Source organism: Stenotrophomonas nitritireducens (assembly GCF_001431425.1).
In the GTDB taxonomy this organism is placed as follows: Bacteria; Pseudomonadota; Gammaproteobacteria; order Xanthomonadales; family Xanthomonadaceae; genus Stenotrophomonas; species Stenotrophomonas nitritireducens.
The window spans coordinates 286,182-310,350 of sequence record NZ_LDJG01000003.1; the positions used below are offsets into that span (position 1 = coordinate 286,182).

Annotated in this window: 23 protein-coding genes and 2 tRNA genes; 22 read left to right on the plus strand and 3 right to left on the minus strand. The window is 69.4% G+C overall.

The annotated features are described in order from the left end of the window. Nucleotides 1-9: 9 nt before the first annotated feature. The 16 genes from ABB22_RS03155 (at nucleotide 10) to ABB22_RS03225 (ending at nucleotide 14,308) form a co-directional block, all read left to right on the plus strand. Nucleotides 10-681 (plus strand): TetR/AcrR family transcriptional regulator, encoded by a 672-nt coding sequence (locus ABB22_RS03155; protein WP_055769454.1) that lies wholly within the window; start codon nucleotides 10-12, stop codon nucleotides 679-681. 116 nt (nucleotides 682-797) lie between these two features. After that, the gene (locus tag ABB22_RS03160) at nucleotides 798-1,841 is read left to right on the plus strand and encodes a DmsE family decaheme c-type cytochrome (protein WP_235504299.1); all 1,044 of its coding nucleotides are present in this window, start codon (nucleotides 798-800) and stop codon (nucleotides 1,839-1,841) included. Between the two features lie 18 nt (nucleotides 1,842-1,859). Beyond that, nucleotides 1,860-4,385: an MtrB/PioB family outer membrane beta-barrel protein gene (locus tag ABB22_RS03165; RefSeq protein ID WP_055769456.1), complete on the plus strand. Its 2,526-nt coding sequence runs from the start codon at nucleotides 1,860-1,862 to the stop codon at nucleotides 4,383-4,385. Continuing rightward, complete coding sequence (locus tag ABB22_RS03170; RefSeq protein ID WP_055769459.1) at nucleotides 4,382-5,137, plus strand: c-type cytochrome; 756 nt, start codon at nucleotides 4,382-4,384, stop codon at nucleotides 5,135-5,137. The genes ABB22_RS03165 and ABB22_RS03170 overlap by 4 nt, the downstream gene beginning before the upstream one ends. 128 nt (nucleotides 5,138-5,265) lie before the next feature. Then, nucleotides 5,266-5,721 carry an azurin gene (gene azu / locus ABB22_RS03175; RefSeq protein WP_055770333.1) on the plus strand — a complete coding sequence of 152 codons (456 nt, stop codon included), beginning with the start codon at nucleotides 5,266-5,268 and terminating at the stop codon, nucleotides 5,719-5,721. Nucleotides 5,722-5,858: 137 nt separating this feature from the next. Then, nucleotides 5,859-6,611, plus strand: a complete 753-nt coding sequence (ccmC, locus tag ABB22_RS03180) for a heme ABC transporter permease CcmC (RefSeq protein WP_055769461.1) — start codon at nucleotides 5,859-5,861, stop codon at nucleotides 6,609-6,611. Further along, nucleotides 6,608-6,787, plus strand: coding sequence for a heme exporter protein CcmD (ccmD, locus tag ABB22_RS03185; RefSeq protein ID WP_055769463.1), 180 nt, complete (start codon nucleotides 6,608-6,610; stop codon nucleotides 6,785-6,787). Before ccmC ends, ccmD begins: the two co-directional genes overlap by 4 nt. Beyond that, nucleotides 6,784-7,251 (plus strand): cytochrome c maturation protein CcmE, encoded by a 468-nt coding sequence (ccmE, locus tag ABB22_RS03190; RefSeq protein ID WP_055769465.1) that lies wholly within the window; start codon nucleotides 6,784-6,786, stop codon nucleotides 7,249-7,251. The genes ccmD and ccmE overlap by 4 nt, the downstream gene beginning before the upstream one ends. Beyond that, nucleotides 7,252-9,180 carry a heme lyase CcmF/NrfE family subunit gene (locus ABB22_RS03195; protein WP_055769466.1) on the plus strand — a complete coding sequence of 643 codons (1,929 nt, stop codon included), beginning with the start codon at nucleotides 7,252-7,254 and terminating at the stop codon, nucleotides 9,178-9,180. Beyond that, a complete protein-coding gene (locus ABB22_RS03200; RefSeq protein WP_055769468.1) occupies nucleotides 9,180-9,785 on the plus strand; it encodes a DsbE family thiol:disulfide interchange protein in 606 nt (201 codons plus the stop codon). The genes ABB22_RS03195 and ABB22_RS03200 overlap by 1 nt, the downstream gene beginning before the upstream one ends. Beyond that, entirely contained in the window at nucleotides 9,782-10,234 is a 453-nt protein-coding gene (locus ABB22_RS03205) for a cytochrome c-type biogenesis protein (protein WP_055769470.1), read from the plus strand. The genes ABB22_RS03200 and ABB22_RS03205 overlap by 4 nt, the downstream gene beginning before the upstream one ends. Then, nucleotides 10,228-11,253: a tetratricopeptide repeat protein gene (locus ABB22_RS03210; protein ID WP_055769472.1), complete on the plus strand. Its 1,026-nt coding sequence runs from the start codon at nucleotides 10,228-10,230 to the stop codon at nucleotides 11,251-11,253. Before ABB22_RS03205 ends, ABB22_RS03210 begins: the two co-directional genes overlap by 7 nt. A 141-nt stretch (nucleotides 11,254-11,394) precedes the next feature. After that, nucleotides 11,395-11,607: a hypothetical protein gene (locus tag ABB22_RS18055; protein WP_152984014.1), complete on the plus strand. Its 213-nt coding sequence runs from the start codon at nucleotides 11,395-11,397 to the stop codon at nucleotides 11,605-11,607. A gap of 123 nt (nucleotides 11,608-11,730) precedes the next feature. Next, nucleotides 11,731-12,852, plus strand: a complete 1,122-nt coding sequence (gene metX / locus ABB22_RS03215) for a homoserine O-acetyltransferase MetX (protein WP_055769473.1) — start codon at nucleotides 11,731-11,733, stop codon at nucleotides 12,850-12,852. Between the two features lie 108 nt (nucleotides 12,853-12,960). Next, nucleotides 12,961-13,800 (plus strand): DNA ligase, encoded by an 840-nt coding sequence (locus tag ABB22_RS03220; protein WP_055769476.1) that lies wholly within the window; start codon nucleotides 12,961-12,963, stop codon nucleotides 13,798-13,800. A 154-nt stretch (nucleotides 13,801-13,954) separates the two neighbouring features. Further along, complete coding sequence (locus ABB22_RS03225) at nucleotides 13,955-14,308, plus strand: hypothetical protein (RefSeq protein WP_055769477.1); 354 nt, start codon at nucleotides 13,955-13,957, stop codon at nucleotides 14,306-14,308. A 174-nt stretch (nucleotides 14,309-14,482) separates the two neighbouring features. Here ABB22_RS03225 and cydC read toward each other — a convergent pair whose 3' ends face one another. After that, nucleotides 14,483-16,189: a thiol reductant ABC exporter subunit CydC gene (cydC, locus tag ABB22_RS03230; protein WP_055769479.1), complete on the minus strand. Its 1,707-nt coding sequence runs from the start codon at nucleotides 16,187-16,189 to the stop codon at nucleotides 14,483-14,485. After that, nucleotides 16,186-17,886 carry a thiol reductant ABC exporter subunit CydD gene (gene cydD, locus ABB22_RS03235; RefSeq protein ID WP_055769481.1) on the minus strand — a complete coding sequence of 567 codons (1,701 nt, stop codon included), beginning with the start codon at nucleotides 17,884-17,886 and terminating at the stop codon, nucleotides 16,186-16,188. The genes cydC and cydD overlap by 4 nt, the downstream gene beginning before the upstream one ends. 196 nt (nucleotides 17,887-18,082) lie before the next feature. On the opposite strand from cydD, the gene ABB22_RS03240 reads away from it, so the two are divergent. From ABB22_RS03240 to ABB22_RS03265, 6 genes are all read left to right on the plus strand, one after another. Beyond that, nucleotides 18,083-19,663: a cytochrome ubiquinol oxidase subunit I gene (locus ABB22_RS03240; RefSeq protein ID WP_055769483.1), complete on the plus strand. Its 1,581-nt coding sequence runs from the start codon at nucleotides 18,083-18,085 to the stop codon at nucleotides 19,661-19,663. A 15-nt stretch (nucleotides 19,664-19,678) separates the two neighbouring features. Then, a complete protein-coding gene (gene cydB / locus ABB22_RS03245) occupies nucleotides 19,679-20,830 on the plus strand; it encodes a cytochrome d ubiquinol oxidase subunit II (RefSeq protein ID WP_055769485.1) in 1,152 nt (383 codons plus the stop codon). Between the two features lie 41 nt (nucleotides 20,831-20,871). Then, nucleotides 20,872-20,982 (plus strand): cytochrome bd-I oxidase subunit CydX, encoded by a 111-nt coding sequence (cydX, locus tag ABB22_RS03250; protein WP_055769487.1) that lies wholly within the window; start codon nucleotides 20,872-20,874, stop codon nucleotides 20,980-20,982. 59 nt (nucleotides 20,983-21,041) lie between these two features. Then, nucleotides 21,042-21,118 (plus strand) — tRNA-Pro (locus tag ABB22_RS03255). Nucleotides 21,119-21,301: 183 nt separating this feature from the next. Continuing rightward, a tRNA-Pro gene (locus tag ABB22_RS03260) sits at nucleotides 21,302-21,378 on the plus strand. A gap of 161 nt (nucleotides 21,379-21,539) precedes the next feature. After that, entirely contained in the window at nucleotides 21,540-22,754 is a 1,215-nt protein-coding gene (locus tag ABB22_RS03265) for a CynX/NimT family MFS transporter (RefSeq protein ID WP_055769489.1), read from the plus strand. An 80-nt stretch (nucleotides 22,755-22,834) separates the two neighbouring features. On the opposite strand, the gene ABB22_RS03270 is transcribed toward ABB22_RS03265, so the two are convergent. Further along, on the minus strand, nucleotides 22,835-24,166 hold the full coding sequence (locus tag ABB22_RS03270; protein ID WP_082443609.1) for a glutamate-5-semialdehyde dehydrogenase: 1,332 nt from the start codon (nucleotides 24,164-24,166) through the stop codon (nucleotides 22,835-22,837). Nucleotides 24,167-24,169 lie beyond the last annotated feature (3 nt).

The following is a 24,169-nucleotide window of genomic DNA, read 5'->3' on the forward strand; positions in this document are numbered from 1 at the left end:
CGACCGCGCATGCGCAGACCACCGCACCCTGCCCCGGAAAAGCCCACGCTGCCGCCGCGCCCGGCGGTGGAACTGCAGCGTCGTGGCGAACTGCGCGTGGAGCGCTTCCTCGACGTCGCCATCGAGGTATTCAACGAGAAGGGCTACCAGGGCGCGCGGCTGTCGGACATCGTCAAGCGCGCCGGCGGTTCGCTGGCCACCCTGTACCGCGCCTTCGGCGACAAGGAAGGGCTGGTGCATGCGCTGATGGAGCGCAGCATCCGCGACTTCGGCAAGGAGGTGGAGGAGCTGCTGGATTCGCCGCTGCCGCCGGCACAGGCGCTGGAAGAGGCGGCCTGCCACATGGTCGAGGAGATCCTCAGCCCGGCGCGCATCGCCTGCCACCGCATCATCACCGCCGAAGGCAACAGCCAGCCGGCCCTGCGCGACTGGTTCCGCGCCCACGGCATCCAGCCGGCGGAGCGGCTGCTGAGCGAATACTTCGCGCGCGAGACCCGCGCCGGACGCCTACGCATCGAGGACCCGGACCTGGCCGCCGATCATTTCTACATGCTGGTGTTCGGCGGGCTGATCATCCGCTCCATCAACGGCTGGGTCGACGGCACCCAGCTGCCACAGATCCAGGCCCGCGCCCGCTCGGCGGTACGGATGTTCCTGCAGGGCGCCCTCCCCCGTTCCTGAACGCCAGCCTGCTGCGCTGCAGCTTGACCTGAACGCAGGCTTTCCCAAAATCGCACCGTAATCGCAATTACGTTGTTGTCACCCACCCATCGGCAGGGACGACAAAGGAGAGGCACGTGCGGTTCTATCTCGCCTTCGTGATGCTGCTCGCCACCGCGGTGCTGGTTTCGGCGGCCTGGCTCGCCCCGGTCAAGGCCGACGCCTCGGCGCAGGCGGTCAAGCTGCCCGAGACCCGGTTCGCCTCCACCGTTTCCGGGCATGGCTTCGACGCTCCCCCCGGCTTCGCCGATGCCGTCCCCGCGCGCAACCAGGCGCATCCGGAAGCCAAGGCGGTCGGCGAGCAGGTCTGCACCGCCTGCCACGCCAAGGAAAACGACAACTTCGCCCACACCGCGCACGCGCTGGGCATGCAGGTGGCGCTGGCCGCCAATCCTGCCACCGCCACCTGCGAGGCCTGCCACGGCCCGGGTTCGGTACATGCGGCCAACCCGACCGCCAAGGGCTCGATCATCGCCTTCACCCACGAGGGCGGCACGCCGGTGGCCAACCAGACCGAAAGCTGCCTTGGCTGCCACTCCGGCGGCCCGCGCGATGTGTGGCTGGGCTCGATCCACCAGCGCAACGACCTGTCGTGCAGCGACTGCCACAACCCGATGCAGAAGTTCTCCGCCGAAGGCCTGACCGCCAAGCAGTCGGTGAGCGAAACCTGCGCCACCTGCCACAAGGACATCCGCCAGCAGTTCAACCGCCGCTCGCACATGCCGCTGCCGGAAGGCCAGATCAGCTGCGTGGACTGCCACAATCCGCACGGCACGCTCAACGCCACCCTGCTCAAGACCGACACGGTCAACGAGACCTGCTACCAGTGCCATGCCGAGAAACGCGGGCCGTTCCTGTTCGAGCACGCCCCCGTGCGTGAAAGCTGCCTCAACTGCCACCAGGTGCACGGCTCCAACCAGCATGCCCTGCTGGTCGCGCCGGTCCCGATGCTGTGCCAGCAGTGCCACTCGCATACCCGCCACCCCAACGACCTGCAGACGGAGTTGTCGCTCGGCAACGGCATGACGCCGGACGAACGCCTGATGGGCCGCGGCTGCATCACCTGCCATGCGCAGGTCCACGGCTCCAACCACCCCTCCGGCCCACGCCTGCACAAGTAACGGGAGGACGCCATGCACATGTGGAAACGCCCCCACGCCTGCCGCTGGTCGCTGCTGCCCCTCGCCCTGCTGGCCGGCCTGGCCCAGGCGCAGGACAGCGGCTCCGGGATCGACCTGCAGTTCGGCAACTGGCTTGATCCATCCGGCCGCGTCGGCTGGCGCGGCTGCGATCCGGATGGCACCAGCTGGCTGACCGCGGCGCCCAAGCGCACGCCCACCGGCTTCCTCTATGGCTGCAATCCGCAGATGCCGGCACTGAAGCCGGCCGGCGACGGCGCCTGGCAGTGGGCGGGCGACGTCGCGCTGGGCTACCTGCATGTCAGCGGCGACACCGCCAACACCAACTGGCGGCGCTTCCGCGACCCGGACGACGGCCTCGTCCTGCAGGCCGATTTCAGCCTGCGCCGCGCCGCCGACGGCAGCTATGCCGACGTGCGCCTGAGCCGGCTGCAGCGCGACAACCAGTACTACCGCGCGGTGCTCGGCCAGGCCGGGCGTTACAAGGTGCAGGCCTTCGCGCGCAGTTCGCCCAATGTGCTCAGCGGCAACGCGCGCTCGATCTGGGACGGTGTGGGCAGCGACCATCTCACCCTCAAGCCGGGCCTGGCCGCGGCCGGCAGCAGCTCCGCGCAGGTCGCGGCCATTTCCGCCGCGCTGCCGCTGACCACGCTGTCGGTGGTGCGCGACAAACAGGGCGTGAGCATCAATTACCTGCTCAACCCGCGCTGGACCACCTACGCCAGCCTCACCCACGAAGAACGCAAGGGCGCGCGCCCGTTCGGCGGCCCGTTCTTCTTCAACTACCCCTTCGCCAACAATGGCGGCATCTACGAGATCCCGCGCCCGATCGACGACAGCACGCTCAACTTCACCGGCGGCTTCCGCTTCGTCGGCAACCTGTGGCGCAGCGACTTCAGCTACACCGGCTCGTTCTTCCGCCATGCCAGCCGCGGCTACAGCTACGAAGTGCCGTTCGCGGTGACTTCGGTGGCCGGCGCCAGTTCGCCGCCGCTGTACCAGGGCTCGTTCGCTTATGAGCCGGACAACGACTACCACCGCATCGGCGCCAGTTTCAGCCGCAGGCTGCCGGCATGGAAGGGCGATTTCACCCTCGCCGCCGCGCTGACCACCATGCGCCAGAACGACCGTCTGCTGCCGCCGATGGACTGCCAGGGGCAGTTCGGCCAGAACCTGGCGCCGCCGTTCATCGCCAACTGCGCCAACTGGAATACCACCGCCGCGCTGTCGCGCGACCGCGCCGACATGGCGATCAACAACCAGAAGTTCGACGCCCGCCTGGTGCTGCAGCCCATGGACGGGCTGACCTGGCGCAGCACCGCGCGCTACCTGCGCGAGGACTACGCCGGCACCTACTGGTCCTACAACCCGCTGACCGACCAATGGGGCTATATCGCCGAGAACGGCTCGCAGGGCTCGGTGGTGCCCGGCGAAATGGGCGTATGGGACGGCGGCGCCAACAGTTCGGTGCTCACCCGCATCCGCAACCTGCCGCTGGACAAGGAGACCCGCGAGATCTCCACCGGCATGGATTGGCGCCCCTCCACCCGCAACACGCTCGGCGCCACCTACACCTTCACCTGGATCGAGCGCGCCCACCGCGAGGTCGCCACCACCCGCGACAACGCGGTGAAGCTGAGCTGGAACAACCGCACCGCCGACTGGCTGAGCTTCCGCGCCAACTACACCTGGCTGGATCGTGGCGGCAGCGCCTACTACTACGACCCCTACGAGTTCACCTTCTCCAGCTCGCTGCCCGGCTTCGTCGAACCGGCCGGCGGCCTGAGCCCGCATACGGTCGCGGCGCTGCGCAAGTACGACATCGCCTCGCGCACCCAGCAGAAGCTCGACCTGATGGCGACCTTCGTCCTGCCCCGCGACATGACCGTGTACGTTTCCGCGCGCGGCGACCGAAACCATTACGACGCGCAGATCGGGCGGCGGAAGCTGGACAGCTACGCCACCAGCGTGCAGTGGGAATGGCAGCCCAACCCGGACACCACCGCCAGCGCCTGGTATGGCCACGACCGCTCCGAACTGGTGTTCGCCAACGTCAACGACGCCGTCGGCAGCGATCCGGAACTCGGCGGCCCGACCTATCCCGAGGCCAGCCGCTGGTGGATGGACGATACCCAGCGCAACCACTACGCCGGCCTCAACCTCAGCCGCCGGCTCGGCCGCGCCACCCTGGACCTGGCCTGGAACTGGACGTCCTCGCGCGGCCGCACCGGCTACCGCATGAATTCGCCCGACGCACTCACCGTGCCGGCCAACGCGCCGCTGGCCAGCGGCAGCTATCCGCTGATGGTCTACCGGGTCAATACGCTCACCGCCGGGCTGTCGATGCCGCTGGGCCGGCGCACGCGGCTGCGCGTGTTCGACACCTGGGAGCGCGGCAATCTCTCGGACTGGCACTACTTCGGCTTCGAGGACACGCTGGTCTACGACCACCGCGTCTATACCGATGGCGGCCCGTCCAACTACCGCGTCAACCTGCTGGGGATGATGCTCGAGGTGGCGCTATGAAAGGTTCCACCCTGCTCCTGCTCGTCCTGGCCGGCAGCCTGCTCGGCCTCGCCCATGCCGCCAGCGGCGCGGACGACGAGACGCCCGCCCCCGCGCTGCATCCCCGCTACCTCGACCTGCGCGCGGCCCCGCGCATCGCCGGCAACGCCGCCGCCGGCAAGGAAAAATCCCAGGTCTGCAGCGCCTGCCACGGCGACGACGGCGGTGGCACCGCCCCGCCCTTCCCCAACCTCGGCGGCCAGCGCGCGGACTTCTTCTACTGGCAGCTGGTCGAGCTGAAACGGGGACGCCATCCTTCGCCGATGACCCCTCTGGTCAGCACGCTCGACGACCAGGACATGCGCGACCTGGCGGCCTACTACGCCAGCCTGCCGCTGCACCCGGCGAGGGCCGACGCCGGCGACACGCCCGCCGAACCGGCCGATGCCGCCCTGCTCGAACGCGGCCGCGACCTCTACCTGCATGGCGATGGCGCCAAGGGCATCCCGCCCTGCCAGGGCTGCCACGGCCCCGATGCCCGCGGCATGCGCGATGCCGACGTCGCCGACCGGAACGGGCGCACGCCGTATGCGACCTTCCCGGTACTGCGCGGCCAGCAGGCCACCTACCTGCAGAACAAGCTTGCCGAATACCGCGATGGCGACCTGCAGGATTCCACCAGCGATTTCATCATGAGCGGCGTCGGCAAGCGGCTGGACGAGGACAGCATCCAGGCCGTGTCGGCCTGGCTTTCCAGCCTGCGTGAAGACTGAGCATGCAGATGCCGGCGCATGCTTGCCCTGCGACATTGCGTCGCTTGCCATCCCACCCCGCCGGCGACAGCATGGCCGGCCAGCCGCCCGCAGCGGCGTTCCCCTCCCCGCAGACAGGAGCTTTGAAGATGTTCCGCAAACTGATCGTCGCATCCACCCTGGCCCTCGGCGCCGCCGGTGCCGCCCATGCCGCCGACACCTGCTCGGCGAACCTGGAGGGCAACGACGCCATGCGCTACAACATGGCCAACATCGACGTCCCCAAGAGCTGCGCCACCTTCACCATCAACCTCAAGCACACCGGCAAGATGGCCAAGAACGTGATGGGCCACAACGTGGTGGTCGCCAAGACCGCCGACATGTCCGGCATCGATGCCGACGGCATCAAGGCCGGGCTGGCCGCCGACTACATCAAGGCCGGCGACGCGCGCGTTATCGCCCACAGCAAGGTGGTCGGCGGCGGCGAGAGCACCACCCTCAGCGTCCCGGTGGCCAAGCTCACCGCCGCCGGCGCGCCGCTGTCGTTCTTCTGCAGCTTCCCCGGCCACTCGGCGCTGATGAAGGGCACCCTCACCCTGAAGTGACCGCCGCGGCGCGGGCTGGCCGTGCCAACCGCGCCGTCTTCGGCTAATCTTCACGGACCCGCAGGCGACCGCCGCGGTGCCCGGCGACGGGATGGCTGGGGACCAGCCCATCATCGTTCTTCCTAGCGAGCAAGCGGATGTTCAAAGGTTTGGCAGGTTGGTTCCACCGGCTGGGTTCCCCCGCCTATTTCGATGCCTTCGCCGCCCGCTGGTCGCCCTGGTGCTACATCGCCTCGCTTCCCCTGTTCGCCTTCGGCCTGTGGCAGGCGCTGGCGGTGGTGCCGGCCGACTACCAGCAGGGCGACAGCTTCCGCATCCTTTACATCCACGTGCCCTCGGCCTGGATGAGCCTGTTCGTGTTCGGCCTGATGGCCTTCTACAGCGCCATCGCGCTGATCTGGCGGATCAAGCTGTGCGAGATCCTGGCCATGGCCTGCGCGCCGATCGGCGCGGCCTTCACCCTGGTCACCCTGCTCACCGGCAGCCTCTGGGGCAAGCCGATGTGGGGGACCTGGTGGGACTGGGACCCGCGCCTGACCACCGAACTGATCCTGCTGTTCCTGTACTTGGGCGTGATGGGCCTGTACGGCGCCATCGACGACCGCCGCGCCGCCGCGCGCGCCGCCGGCCTGCTGTCCATCGTCGGCGTGGTGCTGCTGCCGGTCATCCGCTATTCGGTGGTGTGGTGGAATTCGCTGCACCAGGGCCAGACCATCCGCATGTTCGGCGAGTCGAGCATGGACGGCAGCATGGTCCTGCCGCTGTGGCTGATGGTGCTGGCCACCAAGTTCTGGTTCGCCGGCTCGCTGCTGGCCCGCGCCCGCGCCGACAACCTGCGCCGCGAAGCCGGCAAGGCCTGGGTGCGCGAGCGCGTGGAGAAACTGACATGACCTATTTCCAGTACGTTGCCCTGGCCTACGCCGTGTTCTTCGTGGTGTTGGCCTGGGACTTCGCCGTCCCGCGCCTGCAGGTGCGCCGGCAGCTGCGCGAGGTACGCAACCGGCTGGCGCGCGCCAGCCGCAACGCCGCGGGCGCCGTGCCCAGCGACGAGGAATTGAGCCGATGAGCCCCACCCAACGCCGCCGCCTGCTGCTCGTACTGCTGGTGGTCGCCGTGGCCGGCATCGCCGCCGTACTGGTGGCCACCGCCCTGCAGCGCAACATCGCCTATCTGTACACGCCGGCCGAAGTGAAGGCCGGCAAGGTCGCGCCCGACGCGCGCTTCCGCCTCGGCGGCATGGTCGCCAAGGGCTCGTTCCAGCGTGCGCCCGGCGCGCTGCTGGCGCGCTTCGAAGTGACCGACGGCGACGCGCAGCTGCCGGTGACCTACGACAAGATCCTGCCCGACCTGTTCCGCGAGGGACAGGCGGTGGTCGCCACCGGGCGCATGGCCGGCGGCGTGTTCGTGGCCGAGGAGGTGCTGGCCAAGCACGACGAGACCTACATGCCCAAGGAGCTGGCCGACAAGATGGGCGTGGCCCATGGCAAGCACCAGGTCCCGGCCGCGGCCGCGCCGGCGGAGTCGCGCTGAGTGCTCGCCGAAGTCGGACAGATCCTGCTGATCCTGGCCCTGCTGGCGGCGCTGCTGCAGAGCGTGCTGCCGCTGCTCGGCGCGCAGCGCGGCATCGCCCCGTTCGTGGCCATCGCCCGCCCGGCCGCGCTGCTGCAGCTGACCATGGTGCTGGGCGCGTTCGTGGTGCTGACCGTGGCCTTCGTGCGCCAGGACTTCTCGCTGCGCTACGTGGCCGAGAACTCCAACTCGCTGCTGCCGATGATCTACCGCTATTCGGCGGTCTGGGGCGCGCACGAGGGCTCGCTGCTGCTGTGGACCCTGGTGCTGGCGCTGTGGTCCGCGGCGGTGGCCGAATTCTCGCGGCGCCTGCCGCCGGTGGTGGTGGCGCGCGTGCTGGCGGTGATGGGCCTGATCAGCGTCGGCTTCCTGGCTTTCCTGCTGTTCACCTCCAATCCGTTCGAACGCCTGCTGCCGGCGCCGGTCGAAGGCCGCGACCTCAACCCGCTGCTGCAGGACCCCGGGCTGATCATCCACCCGCCGATGCTGTACCTGGGCTACGTCGGCTTCTCGGTGCCATTCGCCTTCGCCATCGCCGCCCTGCTCGACGGCCGCATCGACGTGCGCTGGCTGCGCTGGACCCGCCCGTGGACCAACGTGGCCTGGGCCTTCCTCACCCTCGGCATCGCGCTGGGCAGCTGGTGGGCCTATTACGAGCTGGGCTGGGGCGGCTGGTGGTTCTGGGACCCGGTGGAGAACGCCAGCTTCATGCCATGGCTGGCCGGCGCCGCGCTGCTGCATTCGCAGGCCGCCACGGAAAAGCGTGGCGTGTTCGTCGGCTGGACCCTGCTGCTGGCCATCACCGCATTCGCGCTGTCGCTGCTGGGCACCTTCCTGGTGCGCTCGGGCGTGCTGACCAGCGTGCACTCCTTCGCCGCCGATCCGGCCCGCGGCCTGTTCATCCTGGTCTTCCTTGCGCTGGTGATCGGCGGCTCGCTGCTGCTCTACGCGCTGCGCGCACCGGCGATGGGCGCCCAGGCCGACCCGCGCCGCGCCTACGCGCTCAATTCGCGCGAGGGCCTGCTGCTGGCCAACAACCTGCTGCTCGCCTGCGCCTGCGCGATGGTGCTGCTGGGCACGCTCTACCCGCTGCTGGCCGATGCGCTGGACCTGGGCAAGGTATCGGTCGGACCGCCCTACTTCGGCACGTTGTTCCTGCTGCTGATGACGCCGCTGGTGCTGCTGCTGCCGTTCGGCCCGCTGACCCGCTGGCAGCGCGAACAGGGTCGGCGCACGCTCGCCCTGCTGGCACCGTGGGCGGCGCTGGCCGTGGCGCTGGGCATCATCGGCTGGTTCATGGCCCCGCAGGGCAGGTGGAAGACCGCCATCGGCATCGCCGCCGCGGTGTGGGTGGGTGCCGGCACGCTATACGTGCTGTGGCAGCGCCTGCGTAGTGGTGGACGCCCCAACGCCGAGACCTGGGGCATGCTGATCGCCCACGCCGGCATCGCCGTGTTCCTGGTCGGCGCCCTGCTGGTGGAAGCGCTCAGCATCCAGCATGAAGTGGCGCTGGCGCCGGGCAAGGCGGTCGAAGCCGGCGGCTACCGCCTGGAATTCGAGGGCGTGGATGCCACCGACGGCCCCAATTACCACTCCGACCGCGGTCACGTGCGCGTGTTCCGCGGCGACCGCGAGGTCGCCCTGCTGCATCCGGAAAAGCGCATGTACGCCAGCGGCGGCATGCCCATGACCGAGGCCGGCATCCATCCGGCGCTGGGCGGCGATGTGTATGTTGCGCTCGGCGAATCGCTGGGCGATGGTGCCTGGGCGGTCCGCGTGCAGGTCAAACCCTTCGTCCGCTGGATCTGGCTGGGCGCGCTGCTGATGGCGCTGGGTGGCTTCGTCACCGCCGTCGACCGCCGCTTCCGCCGGCTGCCCGAGAAATCCTGATGTCCGACACGCCTCCCGCCCAGAATCCATCCCATCGCCTGCCGCCGGTCGCGCTCATCATCGGCGCGCTGTTCTTCCTCGGCCTGGTCGGGCTGATGCTCTATGGCGTCAGCCGTTCGGACCGGCCCGACCGCGACAGCCTGCCGTCGGCGCTGATTGGAAAACCGGCGCCGGCGTTCACCCTGCCGGTGCTGCACGACCCCACCGTCAAGGTCAAAAGCAGCGACCTGCTCGGCGCGCCCTATCTGCTCAACGTGTGGGGCAGCTGGTGCCCGACCTGCCGCGACGAACACCCCATCCTCACCCGTTTCGCCGAAACCAAGCGCGTGCGCGTGATCGGCTACAACTGGAAGGACGAGCGCGAGGACGCACTGCGCTGGCTGGAGCAGCTGGGCAATCCCTACATGGTGGTGATCGCCGACGAGGAAGGCCGCACCGCGCTGGACTGGGGCATCGCCGCCGCGCCGGAAACCTTCCTGGTCGACGGCAGCGGCATCGTGCGCTGGAAGTACAGCGGCGCCATCACCCAGGACGTGCTCGACCGGCAGCTGATCCCGGCACTGGAAAAGATCGAGGCCGCGTCCACCGGCAAGGCGCGCCGATGAAGCGGCTGGCCGCCCTCCTGCTGGGGCTGTGCCTGCCATGGCTGGCGATGGCGCAGCCGATGGGCGACCCCGCCCCGCTGCAGTACCGCGACCGCGCCGAGGAGGCGCGCTTCCATGCGCTGGCCGCCGAACTGCGCTGCGTGCAGTGCCAGAACCAGTCGCTGGCCGACTCCAACGCGCAGATCGCCCACGACCTGCGCCGCGAAGTCCTCAACCTCATGCGCGAAGGCCGCAGCGATGCGCAGATCAAGCAGTTCCTGGTCGAACGCTACGGTGAGTTCGTGCTCTACCGCCCGCGCATGGAAGGCAGCACCCTGCTGCTGTGGCTGGGGCCGGGCGCCCTGCTGCTGGCCGGCGCGGCGCTTCTGTACGTGCACGTGAGCCGGCGGGGACGCGTCCTGCCCGCCCCCGCCGCCGAAGACGCCAACCAGGACGAACGCGAATGGTGAAGGCGGTATTCCTGTCGCTGGCCGCGCTGCTGGCCGCCACCGCCGGCGGCATCATGCTGTGGCCGCTGCTGCGCGCGGGCAAGCGCGCGATCTGGGGCACTCTGGTCGCGTCGATGGTCGTGGCCACCGTGGGCCTGTACCTGTGGCTGGGGACGCCGACGGCGCTGCAGCCGCGCGACGCCGAGGCGCCGCAAAGCCTGGAGCAGGCGGTCGAACAACTGCGCGCCGTGCTGGACGAGCATCCCGAGCGCGCCGAGGGCTGGGTCCTGCTGGCCCGCTCGCAGCTCGAGCTTGGGCGCATGGCCGATGCCGCCGGATCGTTCGAGCGCGCACTGCAGCTCGAGCCGGACCAGCCCGAACTGCTGGTCGAAGCGGCGCAGGCGCGCGCCCGTGCGCACCCGAAGATGCTGTTCGACGACACCGGCCTGCAATGGCTGCAGCACGCACGCCAGGTGGCGCCGGACAACCAGCGCGCCACTTGGCTGGTCGGCATCGTGCAGCGCCAGCGCGGCCAGGACGAAGCTGCCGTACGCACCTGGGAAGGCCTGCTGCCACGCCTGGAACCCAATGCCGCCACCGCGCTGCGCGAACAGATCGATGCCGCCCGCGCCGATGCCGGCCTGCCCCCTTCCACACCCGCCACGGCCACGCCTGCCGCTGCAGGCAGTGCGGACGGCCACGCCATCACCGTCCGGGTCACGCTGGCGCCCGCGCTGCAGGCCCGCGTCGCCGCCGGCAAGGACACCCTGTTCGTCATCGCCCGCGCTCCCGGCGGCCCGCCGATGCCGGTCGCGGTCGAGCGGCACCCGGCGCAGGCTGGACCGCTCACGGTCACGCTCGACGACGCCGACAGCCCGATGCCGACGCAGAAACTCTCCGCGCTGGGCGAGGTGGAAGTGTTCGCGCGCCTCTCGGCCAGCGGCAACGCGATGCGCCAGGAGGGCGATGTCGAGTCGAGGCCGGTGAAGGTATCCCTGCCGACGAAGGGAACGCTGGAGATCGTCCTCGGCTCTCCGTAAGCAGGTGTCGAGGGGGCCAGCCCCACGCATTTCGACAGGCCCATGCGTGCCCGCCTTGAGGCAGGCCTACCGGCGGGGCGCGGCAAAGACCGGCGCCGTTTCCTTCGCCCGCGCCAGGCGTGCGACTCGTGGAGACCCTCAGTGATCGAAGTGGCAGCCCGCAGCGCCGTCGTGCTGACCGGCATCTACCTGGTCGTCCTTGGCACCATGGCGTTGCTCGTACCTTCGCGCGCGGCCACCTTCCTGCTCGGCTTCGCCGGTTCGCCAGCCGCTCCGTTCCACGGGCGATCCGCCATCTCACGCTCATCGGCGTGGCATCGCTCGCTCCTGGGGGCACCATCCTGGGGGCGGTGAGGCTGACGCACGCCTGTCCCTGCCGAGGAGGCATGCGCCGCCCCTGGACCGGCGGCATGAGGTGATGCCTCCACGACATGAGGCGGCGAGCACAGCGCCGCATGGCGCCGGTAGAATCGGCCGATGACCGAGTTCATCCCCGAAGCCAGCCGCTTCCACGCGCTCGCCTCGCCCTTCCCGATGAAGCGCGGCGGCCAGCTGCAGGGCGCGCGCATCGCCTACGAGACCTGGGGCAAGCTGGCCGCCGATGCCGGCAACGCCATCCTCATCGTCACCGGCCTCTCGCCCGACGCCCACGCCGCCAGCCACCCGGGCAACACCGCTCCCGGCTGGTGGGAGCCGATGCTCGGCCCCGGCAAGCCGATCGACACCGACCGCTGGTTCGTGGTCTGCGTCAATTCGCTGGGCAGCTGCAAGGGCTCGACCGGCCCTGCTTCCCTCGACCCGGCCACCGGCAAGCCCTACCGGCTGTCGTTCCCCGAACTGTCGGTGGAGGACATCGCCAACGCCGCGGCCGAGGTGGTGCGTGCGCTCGGCATCGGGCAACTGGCTTGCCTGATCGGCAACTCGATGGGCGGCATGACCGCGCTGGCGCTGCTGCTCCAGCACCCCGGCATCGCGCGCACCCACATCAACATTTCCGGCAGTGCGCAGGCCCTGCCGTTCTCCATCGCCATCCGTTCGCTGCAACGCGAGGCCATCCGCCTGGACCCGGCATGGAACGGCGGCGATTACGACGAGGCCCACTACCCCGAGTCGGGCATGCGCATGGCGCGCAAGCTGGGTGTCATCACCTATCGCTCGGCACTGGAATGGGACGGCCGTTTCGGCCGCGTAAGGCTGGATTCGGAACAGGGCGACGACGACCCGTTCGGCCTCGAATTCCAGGTCGAAAGCTATCTGGAAGGCCATGCGCGCCGCTTCGTGCGCCGCTTCGATCCCAACTGCTATCTGTACCTGGGCCGCGCGATGGACTGGTTCGACCTGGCCGAATACGGCCAGGGCGATGTGATGGCCGGCCTGGCGAAGATCCGCGTGCAGCGGGCGCTGGCCATCGGCGCCAACACCGACATCCTGTTCCCGGTCGAACAACAGCAGCAGGTCGCCGACGGCCTGCGTGCCGGCGGCGCCGACACGCAGTTCATCGGCATGGATTCGCCGCAGGGCCACGATGCCTTCCTGGTCGATTACGACCGCTACGGCCCGGCGGTACGCGGCTTCCTCGACACGCTGCCCGGCCGTTGACCGACAGCATGGTGGTGCAGGTGCCTACGCTCACTTCCCTCCACGCCTGATCCAACGGCGTTTGCCGTGCACGCATGCTGTCCCTGCACCCATTCATGCGGGGGAATCATGCGACGCCTGACGACACTGCTGCTGTACCTGTTGCTGTTGCCGCTGGCCGCCACGGCGGCCGCGCCTCCGTTGATGCTGGCCGGCCAATGGCGCGACGGACCGGACGTGTCCCGCTACTGGGTAAGCGAGAAGCTCGACGGCGTGCGCGCGCGTTGGGACGGACAGGCGTTGTGGACGCGTGGCGGCCATCGCATCGAGCCCCCGCCCGGATTCACCCGTAACTGGCCCGCGCAGCCGCTGGATGGCGAGCTGTGGGGCGGCCGCGGCCGCTTCGAACACGCCAGCTCCATCGTGCGCATGAATCCGCCCGACGAAGCCGGCTGGCGAGGCATGCGCCTGATGGTCTTCGACCTGCCCGGGCACGCGGGCACCTTCGACCAGCGCCTGGCGGCCCTGCGCGTACTGCTCGCACGCGCCGCTGCTCCCAGCCTCGAGCTCATCCCGCAACGGCGCATCGCCGATACCGCGGCGCTGCATCGCCACCTGACGGCCACGGTTGTGGCCGGCGGCGAAGGACTGATGCTGCACCACCAGGACAATTACTACGCTGCGGGCCGCAGCGACGGCCTGCTCAAGCTCAAGCCCTGGGACGACGCCGAGGCGCGGGTGATCGCGCATCTGCTGGGCAAGGGCAAATATGCGGGCCTGCTCGGTGCGCTGCTGGTGGAGCGTGCCGACGGCGCACGTTTCCGTATCGGCAGTGGCTTCAAGGACGCCCAACGCATGGCGCCGCCGCCGGTCGGCAGCCTGGTCACCTACCGCTACAACGGATTGACCACGAACGGCCTGCCGCGGTTCGCGCGCTTCCTGCGCGTACGCGATGACGACAGCCCGTGATCCGGATGCGCTCTACTGGCAGAAGCAACCCGACGCTCCCGGGTCCGCATCGGTGGCTATAGTGCCCAGGACGCCTGCGTGGAACCCTGCCATGAAGACACGCCCTCATCGCATTGCTGCCGGCACGTGGCTGCTCCTGGCATGTTCCGGCGCGATGGCCGCTCCCCATGATTCGCCGGAGGCGCTTCGACAGGGTCTGCTGGAGGCCAATTCGCGAAACGACGTGGCCGCGGCGCAGCAGTTGTTGTGCGAGGACGAAGCCGAACCGGAGGTGCTTGCGGTGTTCCGATGGCTGTTCGCCCGTGACGCCGGCATCAGGATCATGTCCGCCATCTTCGAGAACACGCCCGCTGCGCTACCCGGCGAGGAGTTCGCGGCCGCACCGGAGGGCCTGCTTCGCCTGTACTTCGACAGGTACGACAGGAACGGCGAACCCAATCCGGAGAAATCGACCGCCTATCCCTACGGAAAGGTCGACGGCACCTACTGTTTTCTTGTCCCGCTGTGAGGCCCCGCGGCATCAAGACCCGATATGTCCGGCCTCTGGAGGACACAGGCTTCAGGCGTCAGCTGCTGCCGCAATATGAAGGCAGGTAGACTGGTCCCAGCGGACCGCGCGGCCCCTGGGCAGCCAGCGGACCGGCAGGCAGCGCCCCGACAGCCTCCAGGTGCGGGGCTTCGATCACGATGGCTCTATGACCTGGCTCCGCACTTCGCCGGTTTCAGGCATCAAGCGCCCGCTCTGCAGCCTGTACTGGCGATGCACCACTCCTTCGGGCAGGTGGCCGTGGGTGATCATCAGCAGGCTGCGCGGACCCAGAGCCTGCGCCAGATCGACGAGCAGCGCGTCGGCGGTATCCACGTCCAGGCCTTCGGTCGGCTCGTCCAGCACCATCAACGGTGCATCGCGCAGCAGGGCGCGCGCCATTGCCAGGCGGCGCGCCTGCCCCGCGGACATCGTGGCGCCGTTCTCGCCGACCCACGCCGACAACCCGCCCTGGTGGCGCGCCCACTCCCCCAGCCGTACCTGTTCCAGTACCGCCCACAGTCGCGCCTCGTCGGCCTGCGGGTCGCCCAGGCGCAGATTGTCGGCGATGCTGCCCGCGAATACCGGCGCGCCCTGCGGCAACCAGGCGACACGCCGATGCCAGTCGTCCTGCGCGACCTCGCGCAGGTCCACGCCACCCCAGCGCACGCTGCCCTGCTGCGGATCCCACAACCGCAGCAGCAGGGCCGACAGGGTGGTCTTGCCGCAACCGCTGTCGCCGCGGATCGCGATGCGCTCGCCAGGCCGCAGCTGCAGATCGATGCCATCGAGCAACCGCCGGGTTTCGCCGGGCCAGGCGAACACCACCTGCTCGAACGAAAGCGTGGCCGGCGGTTCCGGCAAGGAATGCGGAGACGCGGGATCGACCACCGACGGTGGCTGTTCGACGATGGCCCGCAGCCGCGCCGCGGATATGCGCGCCGACTGCAGCGCCTGCCAGGCCAGGCCGCAGCCGGCGGCGACTTCCAGCAATGCCACGGTCAGGAATACCAGCGTGGCGGCCAGCGGCGCCTCGATCCTGCCGTCCTGGAAGGCGGAAAGCGCCAGCCACAGCATCGCCAGCAGGCCCAGCCCGGCGCAGGCCGAATGCAGTACGTTGCCTGCGATCAGGCGACCGCGGCGGCGATGGTCGTCGCCCGCGAGCTGGCGCGCCGCACCCTCGACACGCGCGCGCCAGTCGTCGAGCGCGCCCAGCGCGGCAAGGTCCGCGGCGCCTTCCAGCCCTTCATAGGCCAGCGCGCGCAGCCGCGTGCGATGCAGCGCGCGCGCGGCTTCGCCGGCATCGCCATGGCGCACGGCCAGCACCGGCACGCCGATGCCGACCAGCAGCGAGAGCAGGAGCAGCAGCGCCGCCGCTGGCCAATGGATGCAGGCGGCAACCGCGATCGTCGCCAGCGCGCTCCCGGCCAGCGCCAGCAGCGGCCCCACCGCACGCACCAGCAGGCCGTCGACCTCGCCGATGTCGGACATCAGCCGCGCCAGCAGCTCGCCGGTGCGCGTGCCGCCCAGACGCGCCGGCGCCAGCGGCAGTGCGCGCCGGAAGAACCAGACCCGCAGGTCGCGGGCGATGCGCAGGGTCGCGTCGTGGCCGACCAGCTTCTCGAAGTAGCGCGAAGCGATGCGCACCAGGGTCAGTGCGCGGATTCCGGCCGAGGGCGAGAAGAAATTGAACGTGGCCCCCGCACCCAGCGCGCCGGCCAGCGCGGCGGCAGTCAGGAAGCCGCCGGACAGGCCCAGCAGGCCGATACCCGCCAGCATCGTCACCAGCAGCAGCACCACTGCCAGCAGCAGGCGCCAGCGGTGCCGTGCGAACACCACGCGCAGGGAATCGTCGCCGCTCATGCGCGTCCCCCGTCCTGCAGTCGCACCACGCGATCGGCCCATTGCATCGCCGCCGCGCTGTGCGTGGCCATCAGCACCGCGCGGCCACGGGTGAAACAGGCCAGCGACCGCAGCAGGTCTGCTTCGGTCTGCGGATCGAGGAAGGCGGTGGGTTCGTCCAGCAGCAACAGGTCCGGATCGCGCAGCAGCAGCCGTGCCAGACCGATGCGCCGCGCCTCGCCGCCGGACAGGCCGAAACCACGCTCGCCGATCACCGTCTCCAGCCCCTGCGGCAACTGTCCGGCGAAACGCATCACCTGCGCGGCCTCGGCCACCGCCCGCAACCGCGCGTCGCTGGCGCCGGGATCGGCCAGGCGCAGGTTGTCGGCGATGGAGCCATGGAAGAGATACGGACGCTGCCCGGCGTAGCCGACACGCATGCCCTCGCGCGACACGATGCGCCCACCGCGCGGCGGCAACCAGCCGGCCAGCGCTTCCAGCAGGGTGCTCTTGCCGCTGCCGCTGGAGCCGACCAGGGCCACGCGCTGCCCGGCCTCGATGTCCAGCGAAAAATCCGTCAACACGTCGTGGCTGGCGCCCATCGGGCGCAACACCAGCGAGGTGGCGACCAGCAGCGGCGCACGCGCCTGCGCCGGTTCCGGCGCGCACAGCGGAACCGCCGGGGTCGCCGCCTCCTCCGCGTGGCCGCCCTCCAGCAGGCGCTCGACCTCGCTGGCCGCGGCCAGCGCGTTGGCGCGGTCGTGGTAGTGCGCGGCCAGCCGCCGCAGCGGCGCATAGAACTCCGGCGCCAGCAGCAGGCAGAACACGCCGGTGCCCAGCGTTGGAACCATGGCGTGCAGCGACAGCATCCCGAGGTAGCTCAAGCCCAGGTACAGCGCCACCATCGCCACGCTCACCGAGGCGAAGAACTCGAGCACCGTGGAAGACAGGAAGGCGATGCGCAGCACCTTCATCGTGCGCATGCGCACGCCTTCGGCGGCGGCCGCGATACCGGCCAGTTCGTCCTCGCCGCGGCCATACAGGCGCAGCAGTCCCAGGCCCTTGATGCGGTCGGCGAAATGCCCGCCCATGCGCGCCAGTTCCCGCAACTGCTCGCGGCCGGCGGCTTCTGCGCCCCATCCCACCAGCATCATGAACACGGGCACCAGCGGGCCGGTACCCAGCAGGATCAGGGCCACGGTCCAGTCGACCCAGGCCACCACCGCGACGATCAGCAGCGGCACCACCATCACCTCGACGCGGACCGGCTGGAAACCGGCGTAATAGCCCTCGATGGCGTCGCCATGGGCGAGCAGCAGTTCGCCCAGTTCGCCGCTGCGCTGGCGGCGCAGCCACAGCGGCCCCTTGCCGAGCAGGCGCCGGTAGACCTGCTCGCGCAGCGCCAGCCGCGCGGCATCGGCCACCTCGCCGGCCGCCTTCTGCGACAGCCCGCCCAGCGCGCTGCGCAGCAGCAGGACCAGGGCCAGCGCGCCGAACACCGGGCCCAGCTGCGCCACCGGGCGGTGCTCGACAAGCACGCCCTGGATCAGCCAGGCGATCGCGCCGGCCTGCACCACCAGCAGCGCGCCGGACAGGCATACCGCCAATGCCGCGCTCCGCTGCTGTCCGCGTGCGGCGCCGGCGAGCGCGGACAGCCATTGCTGGTGCCGGCGGCGCAGCTGGCGCGCGGCGTCGGCCGGATGGGAAACCTCACTCAAGACGGGCAACCTGCAGGGAAGGATCGATTCATCGGCGCACGCATGATCGCATCCGCGCGCGCCGCACGTTCACCGCTGCGACGCGATGTCGCATTGATCCAGGTCAAGGGCAGGATCACCATTGGATACCGAAAATTCACAGACCTTCCCCCCGTACCGCCCGCATGATGCATAAAACCCGAAAGGTGACCAGGCCATGATCGACACGACAGTCGTAGATCTGTCGCGCCTGCAGTTCGCGCTGACAGTGATGTACCACTTCCTGTTCGTTCCCTTGACCCTGGGACTGTCCTTCATGATCGCGATCATGGAGAGCGTCTACGTGATGACCGGCAAGGACGTCTGGCGGCGGATGACGCTGTTCTGGGGCGTACTGTTCGGCATCAACTTCGCCATGGGCGTGGGCACCGGCATCGTCATGGAATTCCAGTTCGGCATGAACTGGTCGTACTACAGCCATTATGTCGGCGACATCTTCGGCGCGCCGCTGGCCATCGAAGGGCTGATGGCGTTCTTCCTCGAAGCCACCTTCATCGGCCTGTTCTTCTTCGGCTGGACCCGCCTGAGCAAGGTGCAGCACCTGACCGTCACCTGGCTGATGGCGCTGGGCACCAACCTGTCGGCGCTGTGGATCCTGATCGCCAACGGCTGGATGCAGCATCCGGTCGGCGCGGTGTTCAACCCTGAAACCATGCGCATGGAAGTCGTGGACTTCATGGCCGTGCTGTTCAACCCGGTGGCGCAGGCCAAGTTCGTGCATACGGTCTCGGCCGGCTACGTGACCGGCGCGGTGTTCGTGATGTCCATCAGCGCGTTCTTCCTGCTGCGCAACCGGCACCACGACGTGGCGCGCCGTTCGTTCGCGGTGGCCGCGGCGTTCGGCCTGCTGTCCTCGCTGTCGGTGGCGGTGCTGGGCGACGAGAGCGGCTATGCCGCCAGCGAGCACCAGAAGATGAAGCTGGCCGCCATCGAGGCGATGTGGGAAACCGAACCGGCCCCGGCCGACTTCACCGCCTTCGGCATTCCCAACCAGCAGACCCACCGCAACGACTACGCGATCAAGATCCCTTACCTGATGGGCCTGATCGCCACCCGCTCGCTGGACCAGCCCATCCCCGGCATCCTGGAACTGGTCGACCACGCCGAACACCGCATCCGCGGCGGCCAGCTGGCCTATGCAGCGCTGGAACACATCCGCGCCGACCGCAACGACCGGCAGGCCCGGGAGATGTTCGACCGGCACTGGCAGGACCTGGGCCACGGCCTGCTGCTCAAGCGCTACCGCGACGACATCCTCAACGCGACGCCGGAGGAAATCTCGCGCGCGGCGATGGATACCGTGCCGACCGTGCTGCCGCTGTTCTGGACCTTCCGCGTCATGGCCGGGCTGGGCTTCTACCTGATCGCCTTCTTCGCGGTGGCGTTCTACTACTCCTGCCGCAACAACTTCGAGAACAAGCGCACCTTCCTGAAGATCGCGCTGTGGACGCTGCCGGCGCCGTGGATCGCGATCGAATGCGGCTGGTTCGTCGCCGAATACGGCCGCCAGCCGTGGGCGGTGGACGGCGTGCTGCCTACCTTCTACGCGGCCTCGGGCCTGGCGCTGCACCAGATCGTGCTGACTCTGACCGGCTTCGTCGCCCTGTACACCGTGCTGATGATCATCGAGGTCAAGCTGATGCTGAAGGCCATCGCCAAGGGGCCGGACGAGATCCTGCCCTCGCTGCAGCCGCCGGCATCCCCGCATGCCGCCGCACCGACCGCCGGCCAGGCCTGAGGCAAGGAGACTTCCATGGACTTCATTCTTCTGGACTACACCACGCTGCGCGTGATCTGGTGGCTGTTGCTGGGCGTGCTGCTGGTCGGCTTCGCGGTGATGGACGGTTTCGACCTGGGCGTAGGCACGCTGCTGCCGTTCGTGGCGCGGACCGACGAGGAACGCCGGCTGGTGATCAACACCGTCGGCCCGGTATGGGAAGGCAACCAGGTGTGGCTGATCCTCGGCGGCGGCGCGATCTTCGCCGCATGGCCGCCGCTGTACGCGGTGAGCTTCTCCGGCTTCTACCTGGCGATGTTCCTGATCCTGTTCGCGCTGATCCTGCGCCCGGTCGGCTTCAAGTACCGCGGCAAGCTGCCCAGCCAGCGCTGGCGCGACAACTGGGACCGCGCGCTGTTCGTCGGCGGCTTCGTGCCGGCGCTGATCATGGGCGTGGCCGTGGGCAACGTACTGCTCGGCGTGCCGTTCCACTTCGACGACAGCCAGCGCGTGTTCTATACCGGCGGCTTCTTCGGCCTGCTGACGCCGTTCGCATTGCTGGCCGGCCTGCTCAGCGTGGCGATGCTGGTCGCCCACGGCGCGGCCATGCTGGTGCTCAAGACCGACGGCCCGGTGGCCGAGCGCGCATCGCGCATGGGCAGCATCGCCGCGCTGGCCAGCTTCGCGCTGTTCGCCATCGGTGGTGCGTGGGTCGCGCTCGGTCTGCCCGGCTACGCGATCACCTCGCAGGTGGTGACCGACGGCCCCAGCAATCCGCTGCTGAAGACGGTGCAGATCACCGCGGCCGGCGGCTGGATGCACAACTACACGACCATGCCGGCGACGATCCTGGCGCCGGCGGCAGGCCTGCTCGGCGCGCTGGGCGCCGCGCTGCTGCTGCGCATGCGCCGCGGCGGGCTGGCCTTCCTCGCATCGGGTGCGTCGATCGCCGGCATCATCCTTACCGTCGGTTTCGCGCTGTTCCCGTTCCTGCTGCCCTCCTCCAGCCAGCCCGGTTCCAGCCTAACCGCCTGGGACGCGTCCTCCAGCCATCTCACGCTGTGGGTGATGCTGCTGGCCACCGCGCTGCTGCTGCCCATCGTCATCGCCTACACCGCCTGGGTGTACCGCGTGCTCAAGGGCAAAACCACGCTGGAAGAGATGGGCGGCAACCCCAACGCCTACTGACGACGACGCATTCCCCATCACGCCCTTCAAGGAGTATTCCCATGTGGTATTTCGCCTGGATTCTCGGTGTCGGCCTGGCCTCCACCGTCGCCATCCTCAACGGCATGTGGTTCGAGGCGCGCGAACAGCGCAGGGCCGAAGCCGGACGATAGGAATCGCGTTTCCGGTATTGCAAGAATGCGTGCCGGAGAGTATCTTTCCGCCTCCTTCGCGGGGTGTAGCTCAGTCTGGTAGAGCGCTACGTTCGGGACGTAGAGGTCGCAGGTTCGAATCCTGTCTCCCCGACCAAGGTCGAAACATCCAAGCCCGGCAGACGGCAACGTCCGCCGGGCTTTTTCGTGTTCCGCGTCCGCCGCCTGCCGGCAATGCCAGCCATTCCCGGCAGGATCCCGGGGCGGCCTGCGGCGATCCGGCCGCATGCGGAAAACAGTTGCGCGGCCCCGCCCTCACCGCTATCATAGGCGGCTCCTTCGGGGTGTAGCTCAGTCTGGTAGAGCGCTACGTTCGGGACGTAGAGGTCGCAGGTTCGAATCCTGTCTCCCCGACCAGTTCGACAGAAGCCGGCCTTGCGCCGGCTTTTGTTTTTTCGCCATCCGCACCGGATAACGTCCGGCCATCGGCAGGCGATGCCAGGAACCGCTCCCGGCGGTTCCTCTCGTTTCCGCGGACGACGCATCCCTCCCCGCCCTGTCCGCGCCGGAGTCATGCAATGTCCAACCCCGCTTCCATGGCACCACCGGCCTCCCTGTTCAAGGGCCGCCTGCTGGCTTTCGCCGCCATCATCCTGGTCTCGGCCAACCTGCGCAGCGCGGTCACTTCGCTGACGCCGCTGCTGGACCGCCTCGGCCACCTGTTCGATTTCGGCAGCACCATGACCGGGGTGCTCGGCATGATGCCGACCGCCGCGTTCGCCCTGCTCGGCCTGAGCACGCCGCGCCTGATCCGCTGGCTCGGGCTGGAACGCACCGCCGCGCTGACCATGCTGCTGGCTACCGCCGGCCTGCTGCTGCGCGCCAGCGCCGACAGCGTCGGCACGCTGCTGGTGGGTTCGGCGGTCGCGCTGGCCGGCATGGGCATCGGCAACGTGGTCGTGCCGCCGCTGGTAAAACGCTACTTCGCCGACCGCGTCGGCACCTTGAGCACGCTCTACATCACCGTGCTGCAGGCCGGCACGATGGTTCCGGCGCTGCTCGCGGTGCCGGTGGCCGACCTTTACGACTGGCGCATCTCGCTGGGCATGTGGTCGCTGCTGTCGCTGGCCGCGCTGCTGCCGTGGATCATGCTGGCCCGGCGCACGCCGCGGCCGCAGGGGGCGGCAGCCACAACCGTGGCCCACGCCCCCGGGCGCGTGTGGAAGACCTCGCTGGGCTGGGGCATGGCGCTGATGTTCGGCATGACCTCGCTGGGCACCTATTCGCTGTTCACCTGGCTGCCGAAGGTGATGGTCGAAGCCGGCGCCAGCGAATCCTTCGGCGGCGTCATGGTCGCGGTGTATTCGGCCATCGGCCTGCTGCCCTCGCTGCTGGTACCGGCACTGGCGGTGCGCATGCGCAATCCGTTCCCGATCGCGATGCTGGTGTTCGGCCTCAACGCCGTCGCCTTCGCCGGCCTGCTGTGGGCGCCGATGCAGGCGCCGTGGCTATGGGCGGTGATCGCCGGCCTGGGCCCGTCGACCTTCCCGCTGGGCCTGACCCTGATCAACCTGCGTACCCGCACGCCGGCCGGTTCGGCCGCGCTGTCCGGCTTCATGCAGGGCGTGGGCTACAGCCTGGCCAGCCTCGGCCCACTGCTGTTCGGCTGGCTGCACGGCTTCAGCGGCGGCTGGGCGTGGTCGTTCGCCTTCCTGATGCTGTGCTCGCTGGTCCTGCTCGTCGCCGCCTGGTTCGCCTGCAAGCCACAGCAGCTCGAAGACCATTGGAGCTAGGAACCAGCGCGCATCCTTGTGCGCGATGAGGCATTACCGGGAACGCCTATCGCGCACCAAGGTGCGCTCCTGCGAGGCCATTACCCCCGCACCTGCCCCTCGCCACGCACCACGAAGCGCTCCACGGTCAGCGCTTCGAGCCCCATCGGCCCGTAGGAATGCAGGCGCGTGGTGGAGATGCCGATCTCCGCGCCCAGCCCCAGTTCGCCGCCGTCGGAGAAACGCGACGAGGCGTTGACCATCACCACCGCCGAGCGCAGCGCATGCACGAAGGCCTCGGCATGGGTCGGATCGCCGGTGGCGATGACCTCGGTGTGGTCGGAGGTATGGCGCTGGATATGGGCGATCGCCGTCTCCAGCGAATCGACCACCCGCACCGCCAGGATCAGGTCCAGGTATTCGGCGGCATAGTCGGCTTCGTCCGCGGGCACCACGCCGGCCACCAGCGCCTGCGTGGCCGCGTCGCCGCGCAGCTCGACCCCGCGCGCGCGCAGCGCGTCGGCAGCCATCGGCAGGAAGCGCGGCGCGATGTCCGCGTGCACCAGCAGGGTTTCCAGCGAATTGCAGGCGGCCGGGCGCGAGACCTTGCCATCGACCAGCAGGTCCAGCGCCAGCTGCTGGTCGGCGCTGTCGTCCACGTACAGGTGGCATACGCCCTTGTAGTGCTTGATCACCGGTACCCGTGCATGCTCGGCGACGAAACGGATCAGGCCCTCGCCGCCGCGCGGGATCGCCAGGTCGATGACATCGTTGAGCTGCAGCAGCTCCAGCATGGTCTCGCGGCGCAGGTCCTCGACCAGGGTCAGCGCGGCAGCGGGAATCCCGGCCTCGCGCAGGGCGCGCCTGAGCGCGGCGGCGATCGCGGTGTTGGAGTGGATCGCCTCCGAGCCGCCGCGCAGGATCACGCCGTTGCCGGCCTTGATGCACAGCGCCGCGGCGTCGGCGGTCACGTTCGGGCGCGCCTCGTAGATCATCGCGATCACGCCCAGCGGCACGCGCACCTTCTGCACGCGGATGCCGTTAGGACGCGCGTAGTCGCGGGTGACCTCGCCGACCGGGTCGGGCAGCGCGGCGACCTCACGCAGGGCGTCGGCCACGCCGGCCAGGCGCTGCGGGTCCAGCGCGAGGCGATCCAGCATCGCCGCGCCCACGCCCTTGTCGCGCGCGGCCAGCAGGTCGCGCGCATTGGCGGCGAGGATCGCGTCGGCATCGGCATCGAGCGCGGCCGCCATCGACACGAGCAGGTCGCGCCGTGCCGCGCTCGAGAGCCGTGCCAGCACCTGCGAGGCATCGCGGCACTGCAGGGCGAGGGTCTTGATGTCGGTCATGCGTGCAGCTCCCGGAAGATGCGCAATTCGTCGTGCCTGCCCCAGTCTTCCGGCAGGAGCGGCTCCAGCCGTTCCTGCCGGCATGCG

Bases quoted from the DNA above. Each gene is read 5' to 3' on its own strand.
- ccmC (WP_055769461.1), top strand. From the start codon at position 5,859: ATGTTCAAAGGTTTGGCAGGTTGGTTCCACCGGCTGGGTTCCCCCGCC.
- ABB22_RS03220 (WP_055769476.1), top strand. From the start codon at position 12,961: ATGCGACGCCTGACGACACTGCTGCTGTACCTGTTGCTGTTGCCGCTG.
- ABB22_RS03225 (WP_055769477.1), top strand. From the start codon at position 13,955: ATGGCCGCTCCCCATGATTCGCCGGAGGCGCTTCGACAGGGTCTGCTG.
- ABB22_RS03265 (WP_055769489.1), top strand. From the start codon at position 21,540: ATGTCCAACCCCGCTTCCATGGCACCACCGGCCTCCCTGTTCAAGGGC.
- ABB22_RS03210 (WP_055769472.1), top strand. From the start codon at position 10,228: ATGGTGAAGGCGGTATTCCTGTCGCTGGCCGCGCTGCTGGCCGCCACC.
- ABB22_RS03165 (WP_055769456.1), top strand. From the start codon at position 1,860: ATGTGGAAACGCCCCCACGCCTGCCGCTGGTCGCTGCTGCCCCTCGCC.
- ABB22_RS03240 (WP_055769483.1), top strand. From the start codon at position 18,083: ATGATCGACACGACAGTCGTAGATCTGTCGCGCCTGCAGTTCGCGCTG.
- ABB22_RS03270 (WP_082443609.1), bottom strand. From the start codon at position 24,166: ATGCCGGCAGGAACGGCTGGAGCCGCTCCTGCCGGAAGACTGGGGCAG.
- cydB (WP_055769485.1), top strand. From the start codon at position 19,679: ATGGACTTCATTCTTCTGGACTACACCACGCTGCGCGTGATCTGGTGG.
- azu (WP_055770333.1), top strand. From the start codon at position 5,266: ATGTTCCGCAAACTGATCGTCGCATCCACCCTGGCCCTCGGCGCCGCC.
- ccmE (WP_055769465.1), top strand. From the start codon at position 6,784: ATGAGCCCCACCCAACGCCGCCGCCTGCTGCTCGTACTGCTGGTGGTC.
- ccmD (WP_055769463.1), top strand. From the start codon at position 6,608: ATGACCTATTTCCAGTACGTTGCCCTGGCCTACGCCGTGTTCTTCGTG.
- cydX (WP_055769487.1), top strand. From the start codon at position 20,872: ATGTGGTATTTCGCCTGGATTCTCGGTGTCGGCCTGGCCTCCACCGTC.
- ABB22_RS03170 (WP_055769459.1), top strand. From the start codon at position 4,382: ATGAAAGGTTCCACCCTGCTCCTGCTCGTCCTGGCCGGCAGCCTGCTC.
- ABB22_RS03205 (WP_055769470.1), top strand. From the start codon at position 9,782: ATGAAGCGGCTGGCCGCCCTCCTGCTGGGGCTGTGCCTGCCATGGCTG.
- cydC (WP_055769479.1), bottom strand. From the start codon at position 16,189: ATGAGCGGCGACGATTCCCTGCGCGTGGTGTTCGCACGGCACCGCTGG.
- ABB22_RS03200 (WP_055769468.1), top strand. From the start codon at position 9,180: ATGTCCGACACGCCTCCCGCCCAGAATCCATCCCATCGCCTGCCGCCG.
- metX (WP_055769473.1), top strand. From the start codon at position 11,731: ATGACCGAGTTCATCCCCGAAGCCAGCCGCTTCCACGCGCTCGCCTCG.
- ABB22_RS03155 (WP_055769454.1), top strand. From the start codon at position 10: ATGCGCAGACCACCGCACCCTGCCCCGGAAAAGCCCACGCTGCCGCCG.